This is a genomic window from Paraburkholderia sp. RAU2J (assembly GCF_003634845.1).
In the GTDB taxonomy this organism is placed as follows: Bacteria; Pseudomonadota; Gammaproteobacteria; order Burkholderiales; family Burkholderiaceae; genus Paraburkholderia; species Paraburkholderia fynbosensis.
Genome location: NZ_RBXG01000001.1, coordinates 747,070 through 768,957 on the forward strand (window position 1 = coordinate 747,070; position 21,888 = coordinate 768,957).

22 protein-coding genes are annotated in these 21,888 nt (G+C 65.0%); 14 read left to right on the forward strand and 8 right to left on the reverse strand.

All coding sequences use genetic code 11. From position 1 onward, the window contains the following. Positions 1 to 60 precede the first annotated feature (60 nt). The 4 genes from ybeY (at position 61) to lnt (ending at position 4,446) form a co-directional block, all read left to right on the forward strand. Positions 61 to 522, forward strand: coding sequence for an rRNA maturation RNase YbeY (gene ybeY, locus B0G69_RS03420; protein ID WP_121315661.1), 462 nt, complete (start codon positions 61 to 63; stop codon positions 520 to 522). Between the two features lie 62 nt (positions 523 to 584). Next, on the forward strand, positions 585 to 1,286 hold the full coding sequence (locus B0G69_RS03425; RefSeq protein WP_121315662.1) for a gamma-glutamylcyclotransferase: 702 nt from the start codon (positions 585 to 587) through the stop codon (positions 1,284 to 1,286). Between the two features lie 444 nt (positions 1,287 to 1,730). Beyond that, positions 1,731 to 2,624 (forward strand): transporter associated domain-containing protein, encoded by an 894-nt coding sequence (locus tag B0G69_RS03430; protein WP_121315663.1) that lies wholly within the window; start codon positions 1,731 to 1,733, stop codon positions 2,622 to 2,624. 67 nt (positions 2,625 to 2,691) lie between these two features. Further along, a complete protein-coding gene (gene lnt / locus B0G69_RS03435; protein ID WP_121315664.1) occupies positions 2,692 to 4,446 on the forward strand; it encodes an apolipoprotein N-acyltransferase in 1,755 nt (584 codons plus the stop codon). Between the two features lie 331 nt (positions 4,447 to 4,777). Here lnt and B0G69_RS03440 read toward each other — a convergent pair whose 3' ends face one another. Next, positions 4,778 to 5,392: a glutathione S-transferase C-terminal domain-containing protein gene (locus B0G69_RS03440; protein WP_175158144.1), complete on the reverse strand. Its 615-nt coding sequence runs from the start codon at positions 5,390 to 5,392 to the stop codon at positions 4,778 to 4,780. Between the two features lie 182 nt (positions 5,393 to 5,574). Between B0G69_RS03440 and B0G69_RS03445 the strand changes: the two genes are divergently transcribed. The 5 genes from B0G69_RS03445 (at position 5,575) to purH (ending at position 11,454) form a co-directional block, all read left to right on the forward strand. Then, positions 5,575 to 6,993, forward strand: a complete 1,419-nt coding sequence (locus B0G69_RS03445) for an aminopeptidase P N-terminal domain-containing protein (protein WP_121319075.1) — start codon at positions 5,575 to 5,577, stop codon at positions 6,991 to 6,993. A gap of 6 nt (positions 6,994 to 6,999) precedes the next feature. Then, a complete protein-coding gene (locus tag B0G69_RS03450) occupies positions 7,000 to 8,307 on the forward strand; it encodes a UbiH/UbiF/VisC/COQ6 family ubiquinone biosynthesis hydroxylase (RefSeq protein ID WP_121315666.1) in 1,308 nt (435 codons plus the stop codon). Between the two features lie 228 nt (positions 8,308 to 8,535). After that, entirely contained in the window at positions 8,536 to 9,612 is a 1,077-nt protein-coding gene (gene dusB / locus B0G69_RS03455; protein WP_121315667.1) for a tRNA dihydrouridine synthase DusB, read from the forward strand. Continuing rightward, positions 9,609 to 9,842, forward strand: a complete 234-nt coding sequence (locus B0G69_RS03460) for a Fis family transcriptional regulator (protein ID WP_007180440.1) — start codon at positions 9,609 to 9,611, stop codon at positions 9,840 to 9,842. Before dusB ends, B0G69_RS03460 begins: the two co-directional genes overlap by 4 nt. A gap of 46 nt (positions 9,843 to 9,888) precedes the next feature. Further along, positions 9,889 to 11,454 (forward strand): bifunctional phosphoribosylaminoimidazolecarboxamide formyltransferase/IMP cyclohydrolase, encoded by a 1,566-nt coding sequence (purH, locus tag B0G69_RS03465; RefSeq protein WP_121315668.1) that lies wholly within the window; start codon positions 9,889 to 9,891, stop codon positions 11,452 to 11,454. 249 nt (positions 11,455 to 11,703) lie between these two features. Here the strand turns inward: purH and B0G69_RS03470 are convergent, their stop codons facing one another. After that, positions 11,704 to 11,943, reverse strand: a complete 240-nt coding sequence (locus tag B0G69_RS03470) for a hypothetical protein (protein WP_121315669.1) — start codon at positions 11,941 to 11,943, stop codon at positions 11,704 to 11,706. 129 nt (positions 11,944 to 12,072) lie between these two features. Here B0G69_RS03470 and ruvC point away from each other — a divergent pair, with 129 nt between their 5' ends. The 4 genes from ruvC (at position 12,073) to B0G69_RS03495 (ending at position 15,741) form a co-directional block, all read left to right on the forward strand. Then, positions 12,073 to 12,615 carry a crossover junction endodeoxyribonuclease RuvC gene (ruvC, locus tag B0G69_RS03475; RefSeq protein WP_042321028.1) on the forward strand — a complete coding sequence of 181 codons (543 nt, stop codon included), beginning with the start codon at positions 12,073 to 12,075 and terminating at the stop codon, positions 12,613 to 12,615. A gap of 250 nt (positions 12,616 to 12,865) precedes the next feature. Next, entirely contained in the window at positions 12,866 to 13,447 is a 582-nt protein-coding gene (ruvA, locus tag B0G69_RS03485) for a Holliday junction branch migration protein RuvA (protein ID WP_121315670.1), read from the forward strand. A 226-nt stretch (positions 13,448 to 13,673) separates the two neighbouring features. After that, positions 13,674 to 14,738, forward strand: a complete 1,065-nt coding sequence (ruvB, locus tag B0G69_RS03490) for a Holliday junction branch migration DNA helicase RuvB (RefSeq protein WP_121315671.1) — start codon at positions 13,674 to 13,676, stop codon at positions 14,736 to 14,738. A 61-nt stretch (positions 14,739 to 14,799) separates the two neighbouring features. Further along, positions 14,800 to 15,741 carry an oxygenase MpaB family protein gene (locus B0G69_RS03495; protein WP_199731137.1) on the forward strand — a complete coding sequence of 314 codons (942 nt, stop codon included), beginning with the start codon at positions 14,800 to 14,802 and terminating at the stop codon, positions 15,739 to 15,741. Between the two features lie 113 nt (positions 15,742 to 15,854). Here B0G69_RS03495 and B0G69_RS03500 read toward each other — a convergent pair whose 3' ends face one another. The 3 genes from B0G69_RS03500 to tyrS all read right to left on the reverse strand — a co-directional run bounded on the left by B0G69_RS03500 (position 15,855) and on the right by tyrS (position 18,401). Continuing rightward, a complete protein-coding gene (locus tag B0G69_RS03500) occupies positions 15,855 to 16,529 on the reverse strand; it encodes a histidine phosphatase family protein (protein ID WP_121319079.1) in 675 nt (224 codons plus the stop codon). Positions 16,530 to 16,643: 114 nt separating this feature from the next. Then, positions 16,644 to 17,102: a D-aminoacyl-tRNA deacylase gene (gene dtd, locus B0G69_RS03505; protein WP_121315672.1), complete on the reverse strand. Its 459-nt coding sequence runs from the start codon at positions 17,100 to 17,102 to the stop codon at positions 16,644 to 16,646. 48 nt (positions 17,103 to 17,150) lie between these two features. After that, entirely contained in the window at positions 17,151 to 18,401 is a 1,251-nt protein-coding gene (gene tyrS / locus B0G69_RS03510; RefSeq protein ID WP_121315673.1) for a tyrosine--tRNA ligase, read from the reverse strand. 228 nt (positions 18,402 to 18,629) lie between these two features. On the opposite strand from tyrS, the gene B0G69_RS03515 reads away from it, so the two are divergent. Beyond that, positions 18,630 to 19,760, forward strand: a complete 1,131-nt coding sequence (locus B0G69_RS03515; protein ID WP_121315674.1) for an anhydro-N-acetylmuramic acid kinase — start codon at positions 18,630 to 18,632, stop codon at positions 19,758 to 19,760. 82 nt (positions 19,761 to 19,842) lie between these two features. Here B0G69_RS03515 and erpA read toward each other — a convergent pair whose 3' ends face one another. From erpA to rplM, 3 genes are all read right to left on the reverse strand, one after another. Continuing rightward, positions 19,843 to 20,208 carry an iron-sulfur cluster insertion protein ErpA gene (gene erpA, locus B0G69_RS03525; protein ID WP_013340463.1) on the reverse strand — a complete coding sequence of 122 codons (366 nt, stop codon included), beginning with the start codon at positions 20,206 to 20,208 and terminating at the stop codon, positions 19,843 to 19,845. A 278-nt stretch (positions 20,209 to 20,486) separates the two neighbouring features. Further along, positions 20,487 to 20,879 (reverse strand): 30S ribosomal protein S9, encoded by a 393-nt coding sequence (gene rpsI / locus B0G69_RS03530; RefSeq protein WP_011489810.1) that lies wholly within the window; start codon positions 20,877 to 20,879, stop codon positions 20,487 to 20,489. Between the two features lie 11 nt (positions 20,880 to 20,890). Then, on the reverse strand, positions 20,891 to 21,319 hold the full coding sequence (gene rplM / locus B0G69_RS03535) for a 50S ribosomal protein L13 (RefSeq protein ID WP_020069304.1): 429 nt from the start codon (positions 21,317 to 21,319) through the stop codon (positions 20,891 to 20,893). Positions 21,320 to 21,888: the final 569 nt, after the last annotated feature.

Consider the following 21,888-nt stretch of genomic DNA (forward strand, 5'->3'; position numbering starts at 1 on the left):
ACTGGAGCTGCCGCCGTCACGAGTGCAAAACACGCCAACCACGCACGACACCGACACCGCATGAGCCGCGCCCCGAAACTGACGTTGAATCTGCAATTCCCCGCCGCCAAAGCCTGGCCGGAACACAAGGCGCTGCTGCCGCGCGCCGCCGTGGCCGGCTGGATCAAGGCGGCGCTGTTCGCGGACGGCGAGCTGACGGTGCGTTTCGTCGATGCCGAAGAAGGCCGCACGCTGAACCGCACCTATCGCGGCAAGGACTACTCGACCAACGTGCTGACCTTCGCGTACGCCGAATCGGAAGACGATCCGGTGACGGGCGATCTGATCCTGTGCTGCCCGGTGGTGGAGAAGGAAGCCGCCGAGCAGGGCAAGCCGCTGATCGCCCACTACGCGCACCTGCTCGTGCACGGCACGCTGCACGCGCAGGGTTACGACCACGAAGTCGAAGAAGAAGCCGAAGAGATGGAAGCGCTCGAAACCGAAATCCTCGGTAAGCTCGGGTTTCCCGATCCGTATCAGTAGGCGTCGTTCATCGCCGCGCCGCCCGCCTCTCCCCAACGTCCATCCACGTTCGAACCCACACCGTGAGCACCTCGTCCCCTGAAGCCGACACCCGCACGCCCTGCCCGGACTATCCGCCAGCGCTCGGCGAGTCGCGGCTTCTGAGCGACGAGGAATTGCGCGCGTCGCTCGAATGCACGCTGCGCGACTGGGACCGCAAGAGCGACCTGTGGCTATTCGGCTATGGCTCGCTGATCTGGAATCCCGGCCTGCCCACCGTCGAGGCGAGCCGCTCGAAGGTGCACGGCTATCACCGCGGGCTGTATCTATGGTCGCGCGTGAATCGCGGCACCCCCGAACAGCCGGGCCTCGTGCTCGCGCTCGATCGCGGCGGCTCCTGCACCGGCATCGCGTTCCGGCTCGCCGCCGAGGGTTCGGCACCGCATCTCGAAGCATTGTGGCGCCGTGAAATGGCGATGGGGTCGTATCGCCCCGCCTGGCTGCCGTGCGTGCTCGCCGACGGCCGGCGCGTCGACGCGCTGGCGTTCGTGATGCGCCGCGACGTGCCAAGCTACACCGGCAAGCTGCGCGACGAGGTCGTCAAGACCGTGTTCGGCTGTGCGTGCGGCCGCTATGGCACCACACTCGATTACGTCAGCCGCACGGTCCATGCGCTGCGCGAAAGCGGCATGCCCGACCGCGCGCTCGAAGCGCTGCTGGAACGTTGCCAGGAGGAAGGCCGCGAACGCGACGCCGCTCGGCAATCCGGGCAGGTGTCCGGATAAGAATCGGCGCAAGGGGGGAGTTGAGGCTGGCGAGCGCGATACGTTCGCTGAATTTTTTGCGTCCGATGCGCTGTTAGCCGGCAGTCCCGCCGTCCACTCGTGCCTGCGCGCCAGACGCGCAAAACCGCTGCAGCCCGCAAGAGCGCAGCCTCCAGCGTCTCGCCCCGCAACTCCGAACCTCTGGCCTTGGCCACGCGCCTGTTTGCCCTCAAACCGCAAAGAAAGCGCGGCCCCCGCATCCGCCCGCTCCTCCCGCCACAACCGCCACTTTTTTGCCCAACACCGCTTTTCCGCGCGTAATCAGTTAGGATGGACCCACGCCCCGCCGCTCGCGACGGAGCCGCTTCACCCATCGCCCAGCCCGGCGGGACACGGTCCTGCCATGTGCCTGGTGTATCCTTAATGCTCTGCAACAGCGCGCCCAGTCTTGCCGGGCGCACTACCATGAACGACACGTATCCCAGTCGACGCCAAACCGACAAACCGCAGGAAAAGCGCTCGCTCCTCGAGCGTCTGACCGACTTCATCTCGCCCGAGCCCGACTCGCGCGCCGAGCTTCTGGAAATTCTGCAGGACGCGCACGAGCGCAACCTCATCGACGCCGACTCGCTGTCGATGATCGAAGGCGTGTTCCAGGTGACCGAACTCAGCGCGCGCGACATCATGGTGCCGCGCGCCCAAATGGACGCGATCAACATCGCGGACAATCCCGCCGAATTCATCCCGTACGTGCTGGAGAAAGCGCACTCGCGCTATCCGGTCTTCGAGGGCAATCGCGACAACATCATCGGCGTGCTGCTGGCCAAAGACCTGCTGCGCTACTACGCCGAAGAAGAATTCGACGTGCGCGGCATGCTGCGCCCCGCGGTGTTCATCCCCGAGTCGAAGCGGCTGAACGTGCTGCTGCACGACTTCCGCGTGAATCGCAATCACCTCGCGGTGGTGGTCGACGAATACGGCGGCGTGGCCGGCCTGATCACGATCGAAGACGTGCTGGAGCAGATCGTCGGCGACATCGAGGACGAATACGATTTCGACGAGGAAAGCGGCAACATCATCGCCTCGCCGGACGGGCGCTTCCGCGTACGCGCGCTGACCGAGATCGAGCAGTTCAACGAGGCCTTCGGCACGCACTACTCGGACGACGAAGTCGATACCATCGGCGGGCTCGTCACGCATCACTTCGGGCGGGTGCCGCATCGCGGCGAAAAGGTCCGCCTCGACGATCTGATCTTCGAGATTCTGCGCGGCGACGCCCGCCAGATTCACATGCTGCTGGTGCGCCGCGATCCGCTGGCCGGCCAACGCGAGCGCGACGCGCAGCACGTGCAGACCTGAGCCTCGCTGCCCGCACGTCTTCAGTTTCCAACCTGCTTTTTCAACTTCTCACGCCGACCGCGCAACAATGGCCGACCCGATGACTTCCCGTTCGCGCCGCGGCGTGAGCACTTCCCCTGCTGCCGCCGCCGACGAATCGCGTGGCCGCACGCTGCCGCGCTGGCATTACCTGGTCGCGCTGGCCGTGGGCGCGGCCAACACGCTGTCGTTCGCGCCGACGCCGCACGGCGGCTGGCTGCAACTCGCGATCTTCGTGTTCTTCTTCGGCTGGCTCACCCGCGCCACCGGCTGGAAAAGCGCCGCGCTGACGGGCGGCGCGTTCGGCTTCGGCAATTTCATGACCGGCGTGTGGTGGCTCTACGTCAGCATGCATGACTACGGCGGCATGGCCGCGCCCCTCGCAGGCGCGGCGGTCGTGCTGTTTTCCCTCTATCTCGCGCTCTATCCGGCGCTGGCCGCGGGCATCTGGTCGTTCTGCGCGGGTCATGCGCGCAACGGCGCGGCGGCCGACGACGCACCATTCTCCCCCACCTGGCATGGCGCGTTGGCCTTCGCGAGTGCCTGGGCAATCGGCGAATGGTTGCGCGGCACGGTGTTCACCGGCTTTCCGTGGCTCGCGAGCGGTTACGCGCAAGTGGACGGCCCGTTCGCGGGATTTGCGCCGGTGGTGGGCGTCTATGGCGTCGGCTGGATGCTGGCGCTGGCTGCCGCATTGATCGCGCAGGCGTTACTGCCGCTGTTGCCGCAACGGTCTTCGGGGTCTTCACGCGAGCCGCGCGGCGCGGCGGCGGCCATCAGCCGCAATGACGTCGCGCACGGCAGTCGGGCAGCGCCACGAAACATGGCGCGCAGCGCGGTGCCGGGCGGCGTCGCGCTGGCGCTGATTGCGGCCGGCCTGCTGCTGCCGCTCGTCCAATGGACCGTGCCGGCCAACGCGCCACTGACCGTGCGCCTGCTGCAAGGCGACGTCAAGCAGGAGATGAAGTTCGAGGAAGCCGGCATGCGCGCGGCGATCGACCAGTATCAGCAGATGATCACGTCGAAGCCGGCCGATCTGATCGTCACGCCGGAAACTGCGATTCCCGTGCTCGCGCAGCAATTGCCGGCGCCGTTCGCGGCATCGATCCGCGAGTTCTCCGACTCGACCGGCAGCGCGATCCTGTTCGGCGCGATCGGCGGCACGATCACCCCGGAGGGTCGGGTGGTCGACTATACGAATAGCCTGTTCGGCGTCACGCCCGGCTCGCGCGACCTGTACCGCTACGACAAGCATCACCTCGTGCCGTTCGGCGAATTCGTACCGTGGGGCTTCCGCTGGTTCGTCAATCTGATGAACATTCCGCTCGGCGATTTCTTCCGTGGCGCGCCGGTGCAGAAGCCGTTCATGGTGCACAACCAGCCGGTCGCGGTGAACATCTGCTACGAGGACATCTTCGGCGAAGAGATTGCGCGGACCATCCGCGAGAGCACGACGCCCGCCGGCGTGCTGGTCAACTCGACCAACCTCGCGTGGTTCGGCGACACGATCGCGCTGGATCAGCATCTGCAGATTGCGCGCATGCGTACGCTGGAAACCGGCCGGCCGATGCTGCGCGCGACCAACACCGGCATGACTGCCGCAATCGACGCGAACGGCCGGGTGCTCGGCCGATTGACGCCGTACACGGTCGGCTCGCTCGACCTGAAAGTGCAAGGCACGGCGGGCAACACGCCCTATGTGACGAGCGGCAACAACACGGTGCTGGCGGTGTCGCTGCTGATGCTGGCGTTCGGTTTCGCGTTCGGACCGGGGATTACACGGCGCCGCAACGGCAGGCAGTAAGCGGCCGGGCGTCGCGACAGGCCGCATTCGTGCGCGCCGCCGCTTGGGCAGAGCGGTCGTGCGTGCGGCTTGCGGCATTGAGCGCCGCGGCGAATCACCTGCGCAAAATCATATGCGCCGCCGCTCTCGCGCGCGGTTCATGTGCGCGGTTCCGGCACCGGACCGCGCGGCGCACGCCGCTGCGAATCACCGGCGCAAAAAAATGCGCCTGACAGGCAGGCGCATTTTCAACTTTTCAACTCGCATGCACGCTTTCGTTCGGGCTTTCGGGAGCTTGAACACCCTCTTTCAGCTCGCCTGAACGCAATCTTGCCGCGACTGAGCGCTCCGCTCAATCCGCCGGCACCGTGTCGATGAAAGACTGCCGCAGCGAAAGCTTCTGGAAATGCTTGTCCAGATTCGGATGCGCTTCGCGCCAGTTGAGCCCCGGCATGCGGAAGTCCAGATAACCCAGCGCGCAGCCCACCGCGATGTCCGCGAGCGTGTAGTGATTGCCCGCGCACCACGACTTGCTGCCCAGCCCCTGCGACATCGCGATCAGACCTTCGTCGATCTTGCGCTGCTGCCGCGCGACCCATGCCTCGACACGCTGCTCGGGCGTGCGCTGCGTGCCTTCGAGACGAATCAGCACCGCCGCGTCCAGCACGCCGTCGGCGAGCGCTTCCCAGCAGCGCACTTCGACGCGTTCGCGTCCCGACTGCGGAATCAGTTTGCCAACCGGCGACAGCATATCCACGTATTCGCAGATGACCCGCGAGTCGAACACGGCTTCGCCATCTTCCATCACGAGGCACGGCACTTTGCCGATCGGATTGAACGTGTGAATCCGGGTGTCCGGCGCCCAGACGTTCTCGGGCACCAGTTCGTAGTCGATCTTCTTGTCGGCCAGCACGATCCGCGCTTTACGCACGAAGGGGCTGCCGAGCGAACCGATGAGTTTCATCATGACCATCTGCCTTTAACTGAATCCGGCGAAAGTATAAGTGCTCCGGGGCCTTCACGAGTGTCACGCCCTGTCTTCGCAAGCGGTGCGCGGGGGCGCTGTGGACGGATTGCAACATGCCGGCGGCCGTCCCGCCACCGGTGCGCGCACAAATAAGTCCGCTCGTTGGGCGCTACAATCGCACGATGAACCAGCCGACCGAACCCACCATCGCCATCGACGTTTATCGCACGCGCCGCGAGCGCGTACTCGCCGCGCTGCGCGCCGCGGGCGGCGGCGTCGCCATCGTTCCCACCGCACCGGAAGCGCTGCGCAACCGCGACGCCGACTATCCGTACCGGCACGACAGCTACTTCTACTATCTGACCGGCTTCACCGAACCCGAGGCGCTGCTGGTGCTCGACGCCAGCGCCGCACCCGGCGAGCCGGCATCGGTGCTGTTCTGCCGCGAGAAGAACGTCGAGCGCGAAACGTGGGAAGGCTTCCGTTTCGGTCCCGACGGCGCGCGCGCGGCGTTCGGCTTCGACGCCGCGTTCGCGGTAAGCGAAATCGGCACGCAAGTGCCGCGACTGCTCGCCGACAAACCAGCGCTGCACTATGCGCTCGGCAGCTCGGCGCAACTCGACGAACAGGTGCGCGGCTGGCTCGACGCGGTGCGCGCTCAAGGCCGCGGCGGCATCGCCGCGCCTAAGGCCGCACGCGACCTGCTGCCCCTGCTCGACGAGATGCGGCTCGTCAAGGACGATCACGAACTTGCCATCATGCGTCGGGCCGGGCAGATTTCCGCCGTCGCGCATCGGCGCGCGATGGCTGCGTGCCACCCCGGCGTGCGCGAGTACGAACTCGAAGCGGAACTGCTCTACACGTTCCGCAAATTCGGTGCGCAGGCGCCGGCTTATACGTCGATCGTCGCGGCGGGCGCAAACGCCTGCGTGCTGCACTACCCGGCCGGCAACGCGATCGCGCAGGACGGCGACCTGATCCTGATCGACGCCGCCTGCGAACTCGACGGCTACGCGTCGGACATCACCCGCACCTTCCCGGCGAGCGGCCGCTTCACGCCCGCGCAGCGCGAGCTGTACGACATCGTGCTGGCCGCGCAGCAGGCCGCCGTCGACGCGACCCGCGCCGGCGCGAGCTTCGACGATCCGCACCAGGCAGCCGTGCGTGTGCTGGCGCAAGGGCTGCTCGACACGGGCATCATCGGGCCCGCGAAGTTCGCGTCGGTGGACGACGTGATCGCCGAGCGCGCCTACGCGCCGTTCTACATGCACCGCACCGGCCACTGGCTCGGCATGGACGTGCACGACGTCGGCGACTATCGGGAACGCGGCGCGCCGCGCGACGAAGCAGGCGCGTTGCCATGGCGCACGCTGCGGCCGTCCATGACGCTGACCATCGAGCCCGGCCTGTACATCCGGCCCGCCGAAGGGGTGCCCGAGCGTTACTGGAACATCGGCATCCGCATCGAGGACGACGCGATCGTCACCCCGGACGGCTGCGAGCTGATCACGCGCGACGTGCCGGTCGCCGCCGACGAAATCGAGGCGCTGATGCAGGAAGCCCACGCGGCCTATAGCGCGGCTCACGGAACAAGGACGTAACCCGCCATGCACGACGCCTCTCCGTCGACGGTGATTCTGAAGCCGGCCGCGCATTCCTTCGATTTCGACGTGACGATCGTCGGCGCCGGCCCGGTCGGGCTCGCGCTCGCCGGCTGGCTCGCGCGCCGCAGCGTGACGCGCGCGCTGAAGATCGCGCTGATCGACGCACGCGAGCCGGAAGACTCGATCGCCGATCCGCGCGCGATCGCCGTGTCGCACGGCAGCCGCATGATTCTCGAGCCGCTGCGCTGGCCCGCCGAGGCCACCGCGATCCAGCGCATCCATGTGTCACAGCGCGGCCACTTCGGCCGCACGCTGATCGATCACGGCGAGCACGGCTTGCCCGCGCTCGGTTACGTGCTGCGCTACGGCTCGATCGTGCACAGTCTCGCCGACGCGGTGCGCGCCACGCCCGTGCACTGGTTCCGCTCCACGGCCGCCGGCGAACCGGTGCAGGAACTCGACGGCGTCACGCTGCCGATAGAAACCGCGGGCGTCACGCGCCGGCTGCGCACGCGCATTCTGGTGAATGCCGAAGGCGGGTTGTTCGGTGATCAGAAAACGCGCAAGCGAGAGGATGGCAAGAACGCGACCGAGGACGGCGGCAGCGACGCCAAAGCTGAAGCCGGTACAGGCGCGGCTGCAAGCGCGACTGGAAGCACGGCCCGCAAAGGCGCGCGCGACTACGGCCAAACCGCGCTGGTCGGCACCGTCAGCGTGTCCGCGCCCCAGCCGCACGTAGCGTGGGAGCGCTTCACGTCGCAAGGTCCGATCGCGTTGCTGCCGATGGGCGGCGTGCGCGGCGCCGACTACGCGATGGTCTGGTGCTGCGCGCCCGACGAAGCCGCCCGCCGCGCGCAACTTTCCGACGACGCGTTCCTGCGCGAACTCGGCGCCGCGTTCGGCGAGCGCATGGGACGCTTTACGCACATCAAGGGCCGCGCGTCGTTCCCGTTGGGACTGAATGCGGTCGAGACGCTCGTGAACGGCCACATCGTTGCCATCGGCAATGCGGCGCAGACATTGCACCCCGTCGCGGGCCAGGGCTTGAATCTCGGCCTGCGCGATGCGCACGCGCTCGCCGATGCGCTGTCGGCGGAAGGCCCGACTCCGCTTGCGCTGGCGACCTTCGCACAACGCCGCGCGCTCGACCGGCGCATGACAATCGGCGCCACCGACACACTCGCGCGCCTGTTCACCGTCGACTTCGCGCCGCTCGCGATCATGCGCGGCCTCGCGCTCACCGCGCTCGAGTTCGCGCCGCCGGTGAAAACCGCGCTGGCGCGCCAGATGATGTTCGGACAGCGCCGCTAAACATGCCGTTGGGTCACGCGCTGCGGCTTTTTTGAGCAGCTTCGGGAAGGCCGCGCGAGCGCCGCCGGTTCTATGAACCGGCGCACTTTCATAGAAGATTTAATGGGTTACGACACGGACATGTCGGGTGCCGCTTACCTGTTAACGCTAAAATAGCGGTTTTCCCTCGCATTTCGCGTTGCGCCGATTGTCAAATATGGAACGATCGGCGAGGCGCGCGTCCACGTCATGCCCACTCTCGGCTCCCACAATCTGCGCAACAACCTGTTCGTCGCCCCAATGGCCGGCGTGACCGACCGGCCGTTCCGGCAACTGTGCAAACGGTTGGGCGCGGGCTATGCGGTGTCGGAAATGGTCGCTTCGAACGCGCAGTTGTGGAAGAGCGAAAAGACCATGCGCCGCGCCAATCACGCGGGCGAGGTCGAGCCGATCGCCGTGCAGATCGCCGGCGCCGATCCGGCCATGATGGCCGAAGCGGCCCGCTACAACGTGGCGAACGGCGCGCAGATCATCGACATCAACATGGGCTGCCCGGCCAAGAAGGTGTGCAACGTGGCCGCAGGTTCGGCTCTGCTGCAGAACGAACCGCTGGTGCAGCGGATCGTCGAGGCGGTGGTGGGCGCAGTGGGCGTCGGCCCGGACGCGGTGCCCGTCACGCTGAAGATCCGCACCGGCTGGGACCGCGACAACAAAAATGCGTTGAGCGTCGCGCATCTGGCCGAGGACGCCGGCATTTCGATGCTGACCGTGCACGGCCGCACGCGCGCCGACCTGTACCACGGCGACGCCGAATACGAGACCATCGCCGCAGTCAAGGCGTCGGTGCGCATTCCGGTGGTCGCCAACGGCGACATCAGCTCGCCGCACAAGGCGCGCGAGGTGCTGGCCCTTACCGGCGCCGACGCGATCATGATCGGCCGCGCGGCGCAGGGGCGCCCCTGGCTGTTTCGCGAGATCGAGCATTTCCTGCAAACGGGCGAATTGCTGCCGTCGCCGCGCATCGACGAAATCCAGCAGGTCATGAACGAGCACCTCGAAGATCACTACGCGTTCTACGGGGAATTTACGGGTGTCCGCACTGCGCGCAAGCACATCGGCTGGTACACTCGCGGCCTTTCTGGCGCCAACGTGTTCCGGCATCGCATGAATACGCTGGACACCACGCGCGAACAACTCCTCGCCGTCAACGAATTCTTTGACGCACAAAAGGCGATCTCCGACCGCCTCGTCTACGTCGACGAATCACCCGGCAACCCCGGGCTCGACAACAAGGGCGAGAATCACACCGACCGACTGGCAGCATGAGCAAGAACAATATCGAACAATCTGTCCGCGACAGCCTGGGTATGTACTTCCAGGATCTCGACGGCTCCAATCCGCACGACGTCTACGACATGGTCATTTCATGCGTGGAAAAACCCCTGCTCGAAGTGGTGCTCGAGCAGGCCGGCGGCAATCAGTCGCTGGCCGCCGAGTATCTCGGCATCAACCGCAATACGCTGCGCAAGAAACTGCAACAGCACGGTTTGTTGTAATTTTCGGGCGCCCCGCCACGTTTCTCTTCGGCTTTTCGTCTTCATCATGATCAAGCAAGCGCTCATCTCCGTTTCCGACAAGTCGGGCATCGTCGACTTCGCTAAGTCGCTGTCGGACCTCGGCATCAAGATCCTGTCGACCGGCGGCACCGCGAAACTGCTCGCGGACGCGGGCCTCTCCGTCACCGAAGTCGCCGATTACACGGGCTTCCCGGAAATGCTCGACGGGCGCGTGAAAACGCTCCATCCGAAGGTGCACGGCGGCATCCTCGCGCGCCGCGACCTGCCGGAACACATGGCGGCGCTTGAGAAGCACGACATTCCGACCATCGATCTGCTGGTCGTGAACCTGTACCCGTTCGTGCAGACGGTGTCGAAGGAAGAATGCTCGCTGGAAGACGCGATCGAGAACATCGACATCGGCGGCCCGACCATGCTGCGCTCGGCCGCGAAGAATCACCGCGACGTGACGGTGGTGGTCGATCCGGCCGACTACTCAGTCGTGCTCGAAGAAATGCGCGCGAACGGCAACGCGGTGTCGTACAAGACGAATTTCCGCCTCGCCACCAAGGTGTACGCGCACACCGCGCAATACGACGGCGCGATCACGAACTACCTGACGAGCCTGACCGACGAGCTGCAACACGCCTCGCGCAACACGTACCCGGCCACGTTCAACCTGGCGTTCGACAAGGTGCAGGACCTGCGCTACGGCGAAAACCCGCACCAGAGCGCCGCGTTCTATCGCGACCTGAGCGTGCCGGCCGGCGCACTGGCGAACTACAACCAGCTGCAAGGCAAGGAACTGTCTTACAACAACATCGCGGATTCCGACGCGGCGTGGGAATGCGTGAAGACCTTCGACGTGCCGGCCTGCGTGATCGTCAAGCACGCGAATCCGTGCGGCGTGGCGGTCGGCGCAAACGCGCACGAAGCGTATTCGAAGGCGTTCCAGACCGATCCGACCTCGGCGTTCGGCGGCATCATCGCGTTCAACCGCGAAGTGGACGAAGCGGCGGCGCAAGCGGTGGCCAAGCAGTTCGTCGAAGTGCTGATCGCGCCGTCGTTCAGCGCCGAAGCACGCCAGGTGTTCGCGGCGAAGCAGAACGTGCGTCTGCTCGAAATCGCGCTGGGCGAAGGCCATAACGCGTTCGATCTGAAGCGCGTCGGGGGCGGCCTGCTGGTGCAATCGCTCGATTCGAAGAACGTGCAGCCGCACGAATTGCGCGTGGTGACCAAGCGTCATCCGACACCGAAGGAAATGGACGATCTGCTGTTCGCATGGCGCGTCGCGAAATACGTGAAGTCGAACGCGATCGTGTTCTGCGCGAACGGCATGACGCTCGGCGTCGGCGCGGGCCAGATGAGCCGCGTGGACTCGGCGCGCATCGCCAGCATCAAGGCGCAGAACGCCGGTTTGACGTTGACGGGTTCGGCAGTGGCGTCGGACGCGTTCTTCCCGTTCCGCGACGGCCTCGACGTGGTCGTGGCGGCAGGCGCGAGCTGCGTGATTCAACCGGGCGGCTCGATGCGCGACGACGAAGTGATCAACGCCGCCGACGAGCACAACATCGCGATGGTGCTGACGGGCGTGCGTCACTTCCGTCATTGAGTGAGGCGGGGTGACCGGCGGTGTTTGCTGCCTCGTCCCCCGTCCTCGTTCCTGATGCGGCGCAAGTTGCCGGATGAAGGTTGAGGTGTTGAAGTTCAGAAAAACGGCCTGGTGGATTTTCCACCGGGCCGTTTTCTTTTTTGGACCGCCTTCGCTTCGTGTTGGAGGTCGTCTCTTTGCTGCGACACTGCGGAGCCGCCGCTTGTCAGGCCGGCCAGGTGCGTACGCTTCGCACTCTCTTTGCGCAACTCAGTCGTCCGCTTCTTTTTTCGCGTAGCCGCCCTTCACATCAGGATGCTGGCTGATGTAAGTGCCAAGCCCCTGCCCGCGTCGCGCAAGACGCTTCAGCACACCGAGATGCCGCGCCCCGACGCTCGCCGTCGTGTACCAATACACGACGCCGGGCCTGAAGCGAACCTTGATGAAATCGTCGCCGACTTCATACGCATCGACGCCCGAGTCGCCGCTGACATTCCGATAGCGCTCCATCTGCGAAAAGCCTCCTCGCCGTGGCTGCAGCAGTTTTTATTCCGCCGGCAGCGCCGCCTGCCGACCGCCATATGGCGTGCGTGTTGTAGTATCGCAAGCACTTGGTTTTTGGCGCATCTGCGGCATCTCATGAGAATTCTCGGCATCGACCCCGGCCTGCGCGTCACCGGCTTCGGCGTGATCGACCAAAGCGGTCATACCCTCAGCTATGTCGCTAGCGGCGTCATCAAAACCGCCGACGCCGATCTGCCCTCGCGTCTGGGCACCATCTTCGAAGGCATCTCGACGCTGATCCGCCAGCATTCACCGGATCAGTCGGCGATCGAAAAAGTGTTCGTCAACGTCAATCCGCAATCCACGCTGCTGCTCGGCCAGGCACGCGGCGCGGCGATCTGCGGACTGGTGGCGGGCGGCGTGCCGGTCGCCGAATACACGGCGCTGCAATTGAAGCAGGCCGTGGTGGGTTACGGCCGCGCGACCAAGGAGCAGATGCAACAGATGGTGGTGCGGCTGCTCAACCTGTCGGGCGTGCCCGGCACCGATGCCGCCGACGCGCTCGGCATGGCGATCTGTCATGCGCATGGCGGCACGACGCTGAGCACGCTGGGGGGCATCGCCCCTGCGCTGGCGAAGAAGGGGCTGAGGGTGAGGCGTGGGCGGTTGGTGGGGTAAGAGGTGGCCGGGCGTGGCGGTCAACGCGAGACACGCGCCGGCAAATAGCGCGAGCGTGATCAGGCTCAGCATGGAAGTTCCTTGTGGGTGAACGGGTGGAGAACCCGCGAAAAGGGATCTCAGTCCAGGGACGCCGCTCGCGCGAGTCGACGGCGGCCAATGCTGGTCGACGCCGATCGACGCGATTGCGCATCACGCGCCGCTCACTCGCTGCGCTACACTCGCCCTTTCTCTCGAGATTGAATTCGCCATGATCGGTCGCATTGCCGGCGTTCTGCTGGAAAAAAACCCGCCGCATCTGCTCGTCGACTGCAACGGCGTCGGGTACGAAGTCGATGTGCCGATGAGCACGTTCTACAACCTGCCCTCGAACGGTGAGCGCGTCGTGTTGCTCACGCAGATGATCGTGCGCGAGGACGCGCATCTGCTGTACGGCTTCGGCACCGCCGAAGAGCGCTCGACCTTTCGCGAACTGCTGAAAATTTCCGGCATCGGCGCACGCATGGCGCTCGCGGTGCTGTCGGGCATGAGCGTGCACGAACTCGCACAGACCGTCACGATGCAGGACGCGGCACGTCTCACGCGTGTGCCGGGCATCGGCAAGAAGACGGCGGAGCGGCTGCTCCTCGAATTGAAGGGCAAGCTCGGCGCCGACCTCGGCGCGATGGCGGGCGCGGCCTCGGCATCCGACCACGCGTCCGACATCCTGAACGCGCTGCTCGCCCTGGGCTACTCCGAAAAAGAAGCGCTGGCGGCCATCAAGAACGTGCCGGCTGGCACCGGTGTTTCCGAGGGAATCAAGCTCGCGTTGAAGGCGTTGTCGAAGGGGTGATGGACGGCCTTCGCGTCAGGCGCCTGGCCTGCTCTCGATGAGTCAGGCTTCGCACGCTCGCGCTCCGATCGAAGCGCACTTGGGGGCTCGCCCCGAAGATGGCAGCATCGACGGGTAGCCGGGCCGCCTGACCATTCCGGGCCCGTTTCGCAGCCCCCCTTCAAACGGACTTCCTTCGGCGCCCCCCAGGAGCCTTCCTCCGAACCACGCGCGGTACAATGCCCGCATGATCGAAACCGACAAACTCGCCGCCGAGCGCATCATCGCGGCCACGCCCGTCTCGCCGAACGAAGAAGCGTTCGAGCGCGCGTTGCGCCCGCGCCAGCTCGAAGAATATGTCGGGCAGGAAAAAGTCCGCGGCCAGCTGGAAATCTTCATCGAGGCCGCCAAGCGCCGCTCCGAATCGCTCGACCACGTGCTGCTGTTCGGCCCGCCTGGCCTCGGCAAGACCACGCTCGCGCACATTATCGCGCGGGAGATGGGGGTCAATCTGCGGCAAACGTCGGGACCGGTGCTCGAACGCGCCGGTGACCTCGCCGCGCTCCTGACCAATCTCGAAGCCAACGACGTCCTCTTTATCGACGAAATCCACCGGCTCTCGCCGGTCGTCGAAGAAATTCTGTACCCGGCGTTGGAGGATTATCAGATCGACATCATGATCGGTGAAGGGCCCGCCGCGCGCAGCGTGAAGCTGGATCTGCAGCCGTTCACGCTGGTCGGCGCGACCACGCGCGCGGGCATGCTGACCAATCCGCTGCGCGACCGCTTCGGCATCGTCGCTCGGCTCGAGTTCTACAACGCCGAGGAGTTGGCGCGCATCGTCACGCGTTCGGCGTCGCTGCTGAACGCGCAGATTCATCCGGACGGCGCGTTCGAAATCGCCAAACGCGCGCGTGGCACGCCGCGTATCGCGAATCGTCTGCTGCGGCGCGTGCGCGACTTCGCCGAGGTCAAAGCGGACGGCAACATCACCGCGCAAGTGGCCGACGCCGCGCTCAAAATGCTCGACGTCGACGCGGTCGGCTTCGACCTGATGGACCGCAAGCTGCTCGAAGCGATCCTGTACAAGTTCGACGGCGGCCCGGTCGGCGTCGACAATCTGGCGGCGGCCATCGGCGAAGAACGCGACACGATCGAAGACGTGCTCGAACCATATCTGATCCAGCAAGGCTTCCTGCAGCGCACACCGCGCGGCCGCGTCGCCACGCTGCTCACCTACCGGCATTTCGGCCTCGCCGCGCCGGACGCGTCGAGCGCGCTACCCGGTCTGTGGGATTCGGCCGCGCAGTGAGGCACGTCGTGAGGCGCGTCGTGAACCGCACCCTGAGCCGCGCGTAACGAGGCCGCCGAGCATGTCCGACCAGACGACGCGGCGCTCCGGCTCATCAGGTGGAATCGGCCAGTTGCTCACGCGCAGGCTCCGTTCGAAACTGGCTGCCGGCGTCACGCATCTGACGAGCGGCAGCGGCCCCATGCTCGACTATTCGTCGCCACCGGGCGACCCGGGCCTCTTCGGGCCGGACTCCGTCTGCTGGAAAGTCCACGCGGACTTCACCTCGATGATGACTGGCGGCATCAGCGCGCTACTGCTCCAGGCATTGCACCCGTTGGCGCTCGCCGGGGTATGGGACCATTCGACCTTCCGCACCGATATTCTCGGGCGCTTGCGCCGCACCGCGACTTTCATCGCAGGCACGACCTACGGCAGCCGGCACGATGCGCTAGCGCTGATCGAACGCGTGAAGCGCATTCACCTCGGCGTGAGCGGCATTGCGCCGGACGGGCAGCCGTATCGCGCGAGCGAGCCCGCGTTGCTGACGTGGGTGCATGTCGCCGAGGTGTCGAGTTTCATGACCGCGCACTTGCGCTACGTGAATCCGCTGCTGTCGGTCGCCGCGCAAGATCAGTATTATGCGGAAGCCGCGCGCATCGCCGAGATGCTTGGCGCGGAAAACATTCCGCGCTCGCGCGCTGAGATCGACACCTACTTGCAGGCGATGCGGCCTGCGCTGGTGGCCAGCGAGCGCACCCGCGAAGTCGTGAAGATTCTGATGAGCGCGCCCGCCCCGAGCATCGCGATGCGGCCCGCCGGTACGTTGATGCTCAACGCCGGAGTCGATCTTCTGCCGGACTGGGCGCAGTCGATGCTGGGATTCGAACGCTATGCCGCACTGCGCCGCACGTTCGCGCGGCCTGGTGTGCGTGTCGTCGCGCCGGTTATCCGTTGGGCGCTGGTGAATGGCGTGTCGAAACGCGCGCGCCGGCGTGTGGCTGCCACGCCCGAGCCTGATTGATGCAGGTTTCGGCGCACTCACCGCGTGCCCGCGCGTGCTGATCCGTACGCCACCGCGCCGCTCAAGATGCCTGCGGCGGGCGGCTGCGCCCAGCCCGCGGCGCGTCGAATCAATTACCGTCCCGGTTGCGGGATTGCCTTTCTGAATCCATCGTCCTCGGCAGGCGCGTCGAGATGGGCGACGTCCGCCCACGACACAATGGCCGCCGCTCCATTGTCGAAATTCACCACGTTCACACTCGTGTTCAGCAACGGATAGTCACGCGGCGCATCGAGCGGCAAACCGCTCGCGAACCGGCGCACGCAGTCGAGCACGCCGCCATGCGCGACACAGGCGATCCGACCACCGGGATGCGCGGCAACCAGCGGCTCTATGGCGTGCACCACGCGATGGTAGAACACGCGCTGCGACTCGCCCTCAGGCGGTGCGAAACCGGGATCGCGGGTTTGCCAGTGCGCATATTCATCGGGGAAACGTTGTGCGATCTCCTCGCTGTCGTGGCCCTGGAACGCGCCGTAGGAGCGCTCGCGCAGACCCTCGCGCAATTGCAGCGGCAAGCCGAGCGCGGCGGCGATAGGCTGGGCGGTTTGCTGCGCGCGTTGCAGGTCGCTCGAGTAGATCGCGTCGAGCCGCGCGCCCTGCTCCGCTTCGGTAGCGATGCGGCGCGCGAGACGTTGTGCCTGGGCGAGCCCGGTCGTCGCGAGCGGAATGTCGATGTGGCCTTGAATGCGCTTGATGCGGTTCCAGTCGGTCTCGCCGTGCCGGATGAACAGGATCTGCGTAGTCATGAGATGGAAGTGGGCGCCGTTCGCCGGTTTTGCCGAGCCGCTATTGTCGCAAAAACGGCTGGAGGGTATGACGCGCGCGGCGGCGCGCATCGGGATGGAGAGACGATGCCCGGTTCAGGCGTTCGTCTGCAGCCAGAACGTGACCGGCCCGTCGTTGACGAGCGAGACCTGCATATCCGCGCCGAACTCGCCGGTCTCGACAATCGGATGCTTCCCGCGCGCGGCAGACACGAAGTAGTCGAACAACCGCTTGCCTTCGTCCGGCGGCGCGGCCGGCGTGAAGCTCGGACGCAGGCCGCTGTTGGTATCCGCGGCCAACGTGAATTGCGATACGAGCAGCAGGCCGCCCGCGCGCCCGGCGCCGTCGAGATTCTGCACGGAGAGGTTCATCTTGCCGGCCGCGTCGCTGAACACGCGGTAGCCGAGCACCTTGGCAAGCAGCCGGTCGGCGGCGGCCTCCGTGTCGCCCCGTTCGGCGCACACGAGCGCGAGCAGACCCGCGTCGATCGCGCCGGTCACCCGGTCGGCCACGCGCACTTCGGCGCGCCGCACGCGTTGGATCAGCGCGATCATCGGCGGCTCGCCTTCGAAGGGGGCAAGGTTCGACGCATCACCGGACGATCAGGCCGTCAGCGTGACGCGCGCGAAGCGGCGCTTGCCGACCTGCACCACGTACTCGCCCGCCTCGACCTTCAGGCCCTTGTCGGACACGGTCGCGCCGTCGATCTTCACGCCGCCCTGCTCGATGTTGCGCAGCGCTTCGCTGGTGGACGGCACGAGATTGGCCTGCTTGAGCAACTGGCCGATTGCGAGCGGCGCGCCCGCGAGCGTCACCGCCGGGATATCGTCCGGCACGCCGCCCTTCGCGCGATGGTTGAAGTCTTCGAGCGCACGCTCGGCGTCGGCTTGCGAGTGGAAGCGCGCGACGATTTCCTGGCCGAGCAGCACCTTGAAATCGCGCGGATTGCGGCCCGCTTCGATCTCTTTTTTGAAGCCGGCGATTTCGTCCATCGGACGGAACGACAGCAGTTCGAAGTAACGCCACATCAGCACGTCGGAAATGCTCATCAGCTTGCCGAACATGTCGGTCGGCTTTTCGCTGATGCCGATGTAGTTGTTCTTCGACTTCGACATCTTTTCGACGCCGTCGAGCCCTTCGAGCAGCGGCATCGTCAGGATGCACTGCTGCTCCTGGCCGTACTGCTTCTGCAACTCGCGACCCACCAGCAGGTTGAACTTCTGGTCGGTGCCGCCGAGTTCGAGGTCGGCGTTCAGCGCGACCGAATCGTAGCCTTGCATCAGCGGGTACAGGAACTCGTGGATCGAGATCGGCACGCCGCCCTGAAAACGCTTGGTGAAATCTTCGCGCTCGAGAATCCGCGCCACCGTGTAGCGCGACGCGAGCTTGATCATGCCGTCGGCGCCGAGCGGCATCGACCACTCGCTGTTGTAGCGGATCTCCGTCTTGTCGCGGTCGAGCACGAGCGCGGCCTGCTCGAAATAGGTCTTCGCGTTCGACTCGATCTGCTCACGCGTGAGCGGCGGACGGGTCGCGTTGCGGCCCGACGGATCGCCGATCAGCGAAGTGAAATCGCCGATCAGAAAGATCACCGTGTGGCCGAGATCCTGCAACTGGCGCATCTTGTTCAGCACAACCGTGTGGCCGATATGGATGTCGGGCGCGGTCGGATCGAGCCCGAGCTTGATGCGCAACGGCTTGCCGGTCGCCGCGCTTTTCGCGAGTTTTTGCGCGAATTCGTCTTCGATCAATAGTTCGTCGACGCCGCGCTTGGTGACGGCGAGCGCGTGACGGACTTCGTCGGTGATCGGAAAGGCGGCAGCGGGATTGGGCTTGGTGGACTCGGTGCTCATGCTGGAAACGTGAAGTCGCGAAAAAGGGAGATTGTCCCATACATACGCACCGCCGCGCCCACCGACGCGGCCATAAGCTGGCTATGAGCAGCCTCGGAACGGGACCGCAGCGCATGATGTGTGCGCGGTGCGGCGCGCAGGCAGCGCCGTGGCGCTTATATTTGGACCGCGCTCGCGCCGATAATCTGCTAAAACGGATCGCATCGAACCCTCGACAGGAGCAGCAACGTGGCGCAAGACCCCGCAGACGGCATCTACTTTGGCTTGATGTCCGGCACGAGCATGGACGGTGTGGACGGCGTGGCCGTCCGGTTTGCCGCAGGAAAGCCGCCGCAGGTGCTGGCCGAGGCGTTCGTCGGCTTCTCCGCGGGCATCCGCGAGGCGCTCTTCGCGCTGCAGCAGCCGGGCGACAATGAGATCGAGCGCGAAGCGCTGGCCGCCAATGCGCTCGCCACGCGTTACACCGTGTGCTGCCACGAACTGCTGCGCAACAGCTACATCTCGGCCGCCGAAGTGCGCGCGATCGGGGTGCATGGGCAGACCGTGCGGCATCGGCCGGAAAAGGGCTATACGCGACAGATCAACAACCCCGCGCTGCTCGCGGAGATGATGGGCATCGACGTGATCGCCGATTTCCGCAGCCGCGATGTCGCGGCCGGCGGCCAAGGCGCGCCGCTCGTGCCGGCTTTTCACGCGACGGTGTTTGGGGCGGAAAATGAAACGCGCGTGGTGTGCAATCTCGGCGGTATCAGCAACATCACGGTCCTGAACGCGACCGGCAGCGTGCGCGGCTTCGACTGCGGACCGGCGAACGCGCTGCTCGACGAATGGGCGCAGCGCCATCTCGGCAAGCCGTTCGACGAGAACGGCCATTTCGCGGCCGGCGGCCAGGTGGATCGCAAGCTGCTGAACGCCTTGCTCGACGAACCGTTTTTCTCGCAGCAGCCGCCGAAAAGCACCGGCCGCGATCTGTTCAATGCCGAATGGCTCGACGCGAAACTCCAGCCGTTCTCCGCACTCGAACCGGCCGATGTGCAGGCGACGCTCGTCGCGCTGACGGCGGTGACGATTGCTCGCGAAATCGAGCGGCACGCGTCGGATGCGAGAGCGGTCTACGTGTGCGGCGGCGGCGCGCGCAATCCCGAGATCCTGAAGGCGTTGCAGCAGGCGCTGGAGGACAGCGGCGTGAGCGGCGTGCCGGTCATGACGACCGACGCGCTCGGCGTGCCGCCGAGCCAGGTCGAGGCGCTGGCCTTCGCGTGGCTGGCGATGCGCTGCATCGCGCGGGCGCCGGGCAATTTGCCGGCCGTCACTGGCGCGACTGCTGAACGCGTGCTCGGAGCGGTTTATCCGCGATGAGTGAAGCGCGGTGCGGAGCGCGGACAATAAAAAACGGGGCCGCGGGGCCCCGTCTTTTACACAACCTGTTGCCTGACGGCGATCAAACCGAGAACGACGAGCCGCAACCACACGTGGTCGTCGCGTTCGGGTTCTTGATGACGAACTGCGCGCCGTTGATATCGTCCTTATAGTCGATCTCAGCGCCGACCAGGTACTGGTAGCTCATCGAATCGATCAGCAGCTGGACGCCGCTCTTGTTCATCACGGTGTCGTCTTCGTTGACGGCTTCGTCGAACGTAAAACCGTACTGAAAGCCCGAGCAGCCGCCGCCCTGCACGAAAACGCGCAGTTTGAGGTCCGCATTGCCTTCTTCTTCGATCAGTTGCTTGACCTTGTCAGCCGCTGCGTCGGTGAAAACGAAGGGGGCGGGCATCTCGGTCACGGGTGTTTCGGTGACTGCGTTCATTCGAACTCTCCAAAAAGCTTCTAGCCGCTATTGTAGGGCCGATCTCGATATCGTGCTGAAGCCCACAAAATCAATGGGTTCATCGCGGCACACGCACAGCCGGCGCGATTGCCGCCACCAGCCGGCCTGAACGGCGAAAATCTTCGCTCCAGCGGCCACGCCGTGGTCACGAGACCGGACCGCATAACCATAAAAAAGCATAAAAAAAGCCGCCTTCGCGAAAGCGTTGGCGACTTTTGCTGCGCACCGGCCTTGCAGCCGGCTCGCACTCGAAACGATTAACGCTTCGAGAATTGCTTCCTGCGACGTGCCTTGTGGAAGCCGACCTTCTTACGTTCGACTTCACGAGCATCACGCGTCACGAAGCCTGCCTTCGACAGTTCCGGCTTCAGCGTTGCGTCATAGTCCATCAGCGCGCGGGTGATGCCGTGGCGAACCGCACCGGCTTGACCCGTTTCACCGCCACCCGTCACGTTGACCTTGATGTCGAACGTAACGCCGTGGTTCGTGAGTTCCAGCGGCTGACGCACGATCATCAGCGACGTTTCGCGCGAGAAGTAATCGGCGATAGGCTTGCCGTTCACAACGATGTCGCCCTTGCCTGCCTTGATGAACACACGTGCGACGGCGCTCTTGCGGCGGCCCGTGCCGTAATTCCAGTTACCGATCATGTGGGCTCCCCTTAGATCTCGAGCGCTTTCGGCTGTTGCGCCGAATGCGGATGCGTTGCTTCAGCGTAGACCTTCAGCTTCTTGATCATCGCGTAGCCGAGCGGGCCCTTCGGCAGCATGCCCTTGACCGCTTTCTCGAGCGCGCGGCCCGGGAAGCGTTCCTGCATCTTGCCGAACGTCGTTTCATAGATACCGCCCGGGTAACCCGAGTGGCGATAGTACTTCTTGTCAGTAGCCTTGTTGCCCGTGACCTTCAGCTTGCCGGCGTTGATAACGATGATGAAATCACCGGTGTCGACGTGGGGAGTGAATTCAGGCTTGTGCTTGCCGCGAAGACGGTGTGCCACTTCGCTGGCGACACGCCCGAGAACCTTATCCGTCGCGTCAATCACGTACCATTCGCGCGTCACCTCATGGGCTTTTGCGGAAAACGTCTTCATGATCGATCCAAAAAAATTGCTGCGCCCAATGTGTTTTTTCCTGCTTGTAATGTGCGCATCGAGGCGCGTGCAGGCTCTCCCTGGTTCTTCCTCCGCGGGCGCGGATGCGGAAAAGCCCTGAATTATAAAGGAATTTCCTACGGCAAGTCAAAACGTACCGGAGTTTGACGAAACCGGGCGGCCGATCCGGTCAGCGACAGTGGTTATTTCGAGCCTTTGCCGCCCGGAATTGGCCTTGGCGCGGGATAGGTCCGCGCTTGCCGCAGGCGAAAAAAAACCCGAACGATTGGTTCGGGTTTAATCCACCAAAGGAGGAGGTGGAGGAGACAGCGGAGTTGCAGAACTGCTGCAACGATGGAATGGATTATATGAGTCACCCTTGTGCGACGCAAGAACATTTGCATTGCGAAATGCGATTTCACATTGTGACATTCCGGCGATCGCCCTCATCGCTCGCAAATTTCCTTTTAGATCAAACACTAAGCCGTCCTGCCGGCCACAGCCGGCGAACATCTTCTAGAGTAAAACCCCTAAACGCTCCAGGGAATTCCCGACCCGGCTAAACATGC